The sequence below is a fragment of the Protofrankia sp. CiP1_Cm_nod4 genome (assembly GCF_982290645.1).
This window is the reverse complement of sequence record NZ_CEVIVC010000041.1, coordinates 28,674-33,589: the sequence shown is the minus strand read 5'-3', so window position 1 is coordinate 33,589 and position 4,916 is coordinate 28,674. Positions and strand designations below refer to the sequence as shown.

Annotated in this window: 7 protein-coding genes; 2 read left to right on the top strand and 5 right to left on the bottom strand. The window is 70.4% G+C overall.

Going from position 1 to position 4,916, the window contains the following annotated elements:
• Positions 1-211: 211 nt before the first annotated feature.
• Positions 212-502, bottom strand: coding sequence for a response regulator transcription factor (locus AC5LSR_RS10420; protein ID WP_250285962.1), 291 nt, complete (start codon positions 500-502; stop codon positions 212-214).
• Between the two features lie 171 nt (positions 503-673).
• Here AC5LSR_RS10420 and AC5LSR_RS10415 point away from each other — a divergent pair, with 171 nt between their 5' ends.
• Positions 674-997, top strand: a complete 324-nt coding sequence (locus AC5LSR_RS10415) for a DMT family transporter (RefSeq protein WP_250285960.1) — start codon at positions 674-676, stop codon at positions 995-997.
• Positions 998-1,087: 90 nt separating this feature from the next.
• Here AC5LSR_RS10415 and AC5LSR_RS10410 read toward each other — a convergent pair whose 3' ends face one another.
• A complete protein-coding gene (locus AC5LSR_RS10410) occupies positions 1,088-2,935 on the bottom strand; it encodes a DUF5635 domain-containing protein (RefSeq protein WP_493468389.1) in 1,848 nt (615 codons plus the stop codon).
• A 216-nt stretch (positions 2,936-3,151) separates the two neighbouring features.
• On the opposite strand from AC5LSR_RS10410, the gene AC5LSR_RS10405 reads away from it, so the two are divergent.
• On the top strand, positions 3,152-3,700 hold the full coding sequence (locus AC5LSR_RS10405; RefSeq protein ID WP_250285813.1) for a nucleoside deaminase: 549 nt from the start codon (positions 3,152-3,154) through the stop codon (positions 3,698-3,700).
• A gap of 52 nt (positions 3,701-3,752) precedes the next feature.
• Here the strand turns inward: AC5LSR_RS10405 and AC5LSR_RS10400 are convergent, their stop codons facing one another.
• The 3 genes from AC5LSR_RS10400 to cobU all read right to left on the bottom strand — a co-directional run.
• Positions 3,753-4,193, bottom strand: coding sequence for a type II toxin-antitoxin system VapC family toxin (locus AC5LSR_RS10400; RefSeq protein WP_493468388.1), 441 nt, complete (start codon positions 4,191-4,193; stop codon positions 3,753-3,755).
• Complete coding sequence (locus AC5LSR_RS10395) at positions 4,184-4,399, bottom strand: hypothetical protein (RefSeq protein ID WP_493468387.1); 216 nt, start codon at positions 4,397-4,399, stop codon at positions 4,184-4,186. Before AC5LSR_RS10395 ends, AC5LSR_RS10400 begins: the two co-directional genes overlap by 10 nt.
• Before the next feature lie 5 nt (positions 4,400-4,404).
• On the bottom strand, positions 4,405-4,916 hold a 512-nt coding region (cobU, locus tag AC5LSR_RS10390), incomplete at its 5' end, for a bifunctional adenosylcobinamide kinase/adenosylcobinamide-phosphate guanylyltransferase (protein WP_250285810.1).

Below are 4,916 nucleotides of genomic sequence, written 5' to 3'. Positions count from 1 at the left end.
GGCTGCCCACGCGGGACCGCCTGCCCGTGCCTGTCCAGCAGGCGCCGGGCTGGAGCGGTTCCGCCAGCGGCATGGCCGGCGGAACCGGCGCGCCGCCGGCAACCGGGCCCGTGTGTTCCCGCCGGCCTGTCCGGTGCGCGCCGGAAGCCCCGGGGCGGGGCGGGATACGAGCCGGCCGTGGCAAAGCCGGGTCTCGCGCGGTAAAGCCGGGTCACGGCTTGATCAGGCCGACCCGGATCGCGTACCGGGTGAGCTCCAGCCGGTCCTTCATGCCGAGTTTCTGCAGCAGGTTGGCGCGGTGGCGTTCGACCGTCTTGACACTGACGAAGAGCAGGCCGGCGATCTCCTGCGAGCTGTCTCCCTCGGCCACGAGCCTGAGAATCTCCTCCTCGCGCTCGGTGATGGCCCGCTCAGGGATGCCGCCGCCCTCACGGATCCGGTCGAGATAATTGCGGATGAGGGCGTTGACCGCGCCGGGACAGAGAAAGGGCTCGCCGCGCATGGTGGCCCGGCAGGCTTCGACGAGGTCACGGTCGGCGACCGATTTCAGAACATGGCCGGAGGCGCCATCGGCCCGGGGACATCGCCTCCGTGGCCGCGCCGGTCGCCACCGCCGGCCCGCGGCCCGGGCTTGTCTGTCCAGTACGGACATACCAGGCAGGAGGTGCTGACCATGGCTTACGTGTTCCTCGGACTGGCCATCGTGACGGAGGTCCTGGGGACCAGCCTGATCAGGAGCACGGACGGCTTCACCCGGCTGTGGCCGACCGTGGGCTGCCTTGCCGCCTACGGTCTCGCGTTCGTCGCGCTCGCCCAGGCGGTCGAGAAGGGCATGCGGGTCGGGGTCGGCTACGCCATCTGGGCCGGCCTGGGCACCGCGCTGGTCGTCGTGATCGGGATAGTCGGCCTGAACGAGTCGGTCACCGTCGCGAAGGTCCTCGGCGTGACGCTGATCATCGCTGGCGTGATCGTACTCAACCTCGGCGGTGCCCACTGAACGGCGGTGCCCGTCCGCTGAACGGCGGTGCCCGTGCGCGCGGGACCGCGTATCCGAGCCTGTCCACCGGCAGGGCGGAGCGTCCTTCATTTATTCCCCGTGCGCCGCTGGCACTTCCGTGCGTGTTCGCGCCGCGATGTAGTGGGCGTTGCGCCCGCTGCTGGAGCCGCGGACGAGCAGGTCCGGGACGAGCCGGTCGAGCGCGCGGTTCGCCCCGGCCGTGGTGAGGCCGGTCAGGGCTGCGTAGTCACCGCTGGTGATGCGTTCATGGGCGGCGAGCCAGGAGGCGATGACGTCCCGGGCGGCACCGCGACCAGGCCGCCGGTAGGTCAGCAGCCCACGCCCGGCCAGTTCCCCGATCGTGTCCGGATCGCCTTCCAGCCGGCGGAAGACAGCGGCGGAGAGCATCCAGACGTCCTTGTAGCGGTCGATGATGGTGTTGCCGTCTATTTGGGCGGTACAGATGGCCTCGAGGGCATCCCGCGCGTCGTCCGGGTCGGTCTGAAGAGCGCGCGCCGCGTCCTCGACGGTGAGGAAGGGGCGGTGCAGCAGCTCGTGGAGAACCACGGCGATCCGTACGTCGCGTCGGCGCGCGGACGGCTGGACCGACTCCATCAGGGACATGATCGGCAGGACCGGCGCGCCGCCGGCCAGCCGGGTCCGTACGTTCGGGCCGGCCAGCTCGGTGATCCGTGGCGGCCGGTGACCAAGTGAGATCATTTCCCGGTACATGCGGTCCACGCCGACGCCCTGCTTCTCCACCAGCCGTAGCGCGCGGAAGAGATCCGACAGGGCCGGGTAGCGGGCATACCTGCGGGAAAGGACGGTGTCCTCGGTGATCCCGCCGGCAAAGCCGCCGGGGCTGTCGACCTCGATGACGGTGTCATGGTCGAACCAGGTGACGACGACCGGCTCCGGACGCATCCAGTCCCGGTGCACGACCGCGTTGAGCAGGGCTTCACGGACGGAACGCGAGGGGATCCGCCGCGTCGGGATCTCGGCGAAGCCCCGCCGGACGGTGGTCACGCTGTTGAACGCGCGCAGATCGTTCTCAACCGCGGCGAGCTGTTCGAGGAGTGCCGCGCCCGTCCGGTCGTCCGGCGGGTTGAGAACATCACCGCCGGGCACGTCGAGCCGGCTCAGTTCGATCAGCGTCCGTGACGCCGGGCAGAAGACGAGCACACCGGCCTGGGTCAGCGCGCCGTCCGGGCGCAGGACGCCGAGCCGCCGCAGCAGTTCGGCGTCCGACACCTCGGCGCTCTCGTCAGTATCGCCGCCGTCGCTCCCGGCGAGATAGCGGCGGGCCATGAGCAGGGCACCGGGAGCGATGTCCGCGATCGTCCGGCCGGTCGCCGCGGCCATCACGTCCAGCCCGGCCCGCTCCTGCCGGTGTAGCCACCACTCGGAGCGGTCCATCGGAACGCAGTGATCGCCGACCCGCCATCGGATCCTGCGGTCGGGATCCTCGACCGGTTCACGGGTCTCGGCTACATACAGGACGAGGATTCGTTCGCCTCGCAGGTGTCTGTGCTCGATGGCCGGGGCGATGTCGACGCGCTCGAAGATGCGGTGGCGGAGCCATTCGACGTCCAGCTCGGTGCCGGGAACCCGGCCGGTGTCGTCCACGCCGAGGATGAGAGCGCCCCCGCCGGGGGTGTTCGCCATGCAGGGGACCTCGCGTGCCAGTTGTTCCACCGCCTGCGGATTCTGGCGTTCACCGGGCAGGACGCCACCGTGGCGGCCGCGCCGGCCGGCCTCCTCCTTGAGGTCCACCTGCTCCCGCTCGTGCGGGCGTGGTAGCTGGCCTGACTCCAGCGCGGCAAGGATCTCGTCGACCTGTGTCCGCAGACGGGCACGCGTTTCCACAAGATCGCCATGTACGTCGAACAGTGACACGTTCGCGCCCCTCAGCGTCCAGTACTTGTTTAGGGAGATCATAAACAAATACTGAACGGCTCAGGCATCGTACGGGTACTGGTTTGCAAGCTCGTCCAGGAACGATCATGAGATTGCCCGTGGGTTTCTGGTGGCTCTGCCGCCCGCGATCGCATACCGCCGGCCGGGCGGACGACCAGAGCATGGCGGATGACCGGAACATGGAGCAGGTGCGCGCGGCGGGCTGGCGACCTGACGAGGGGAGGATAATCGGATTCCGTGCAGCCAGATCTCGTGCAGCCAGATCTCGTGCGGACGGAATCGGCGCGGCTGGGGGTGGTCGCGAGGAGGTACGAGCCGTGGATGCGCCGTGCCCTGGAGATGGCGCGGGCGCTGCCGGACCCGGGGGCCGGCGACCCGCCCGTCGGAGCGGTGCTCTACGGCCCGGACGGGCGGGAGATCGCCGCCGCGCACCACGACCGGCAGCGGACGGCCGACCCGACCGCCCACGCGGAGATCACCGTGCTCCGGCGGGCTGGGCGCGCGCTCGGAACATGGAAACTCGACGGCTGCACCCTTGTGACCACGCTCGAGCCCGGCGTGATGGCGGCCGGCGCCGTTGTCCTCGCCCGGGTGCCCCGGCTGGTCATCGGCTCGTGGGACGAACGCGACGGCGCCGTCTGCTCCCAGTGGGATCTCGTGCGCGACCCGCGGCTGAACCACTTCGTCGAGGTCATCCCCGAAGTCCTCAAGGCCGAATGCGACGCGCTGCTCAGCCGCCGTCCCGACCCGCGCCAGGGCCCGCGCCAGCCACTTGGACGCGGCTGACCGGGTGGCCCGGCACTGCCAGCATGATGCGAGAACATACGAGCACAACAGATCACGACATGCCGGGGGATGCGACTGCTATGCCGAGGTCGCGGGCGGCGTCGAGAAGACGATGATCATAAGCCACCATGGCATGCAGGTCCGGGCCGAGGCTCGCGGCGGTAACCAGGTGGATCGCGTCAAGGCTGCGCAGCCGCGCAGGCGGATGCTGGCCGGCCCGGTCCAGCAGCGGATAGCCCAACCTGATCTGGTCGAGCTTCCGTAGAAGTGCTGTTGCGGTACCGGCTATGGCCTGAGCCTGGGGCCGGCTGACGTCAGGACGGTCGGTGATGCGGAGAACCGCACGCCGTAACTCGGTGCGAACCAGCGCGCTGCTGACGAACCTGCGCTCCGCGTGCCCGGCGAGCCAGATCCGTAGGCTCTCGCTCTCGCTCTCGGCAATGACGAGTTTCGTGAGGGCGCTGCTATCAAGATAGATCAGCGTTATCTCCACTCCTCGTCGCGCAGTGCGGCGAGCTCGTCCGACAACCGGATCCCGGTACCCGCGGTCACCGGTTCGATATCCAGGATGCCCTGGCTGCCGGGAGCGAGGTCGCCGGAATCGACGAGACGCTGGTGGCCCGAGACCGCTTCGTACGGTACGAGGATGGCGACCGCTCTTCCACGTTCGGTGACCTCCACCGCCTCTCCGGCTTTCACCCGGGTCAGCGCAGACGGGTGGGGATGCCGGCGACGACGTGCCAGACCTCGTCGGATTCGGCCGCGACCGCGGCGTTGATGCGGCCGAGGGCGTCGCGGAAGCGGCGTCCGAGCGCGGTCGCCGGCACGATCCCGGAGCCGGCCTCGTTGGTCACCGCGATCACGTGCCGGCGGGTGTCCCGCCAGGCGGCCACCAGCTCCCGGAGCCCGGCGGGCCATTCCCCGGCCGGGGGCTCCTCGCCCAGGTGGGCGGTTAGCCACAGGGTGAGGCAGTCGATCAGCAGCGGCGGGCCGTCCGCGCGCAGCAGCGGTGGCAGGTCGGCGGTCTCCAGCGTCGTCCAGTGCGCCGGCCGGCGGGTGCGGTGGGCGGCCACCCGCGCCGCCCAGTCGGCGTCGTCCGGCGGAACCGGGCCTGCCGTGGCCACGTAGAGCACCTCCGGCCAGGCGGCGAGCCGCCGCTCGGCTTCCGCGGACTTCCCCGACCGGGCACCCCCGGTGATCAGGACGCGGTAGGGCC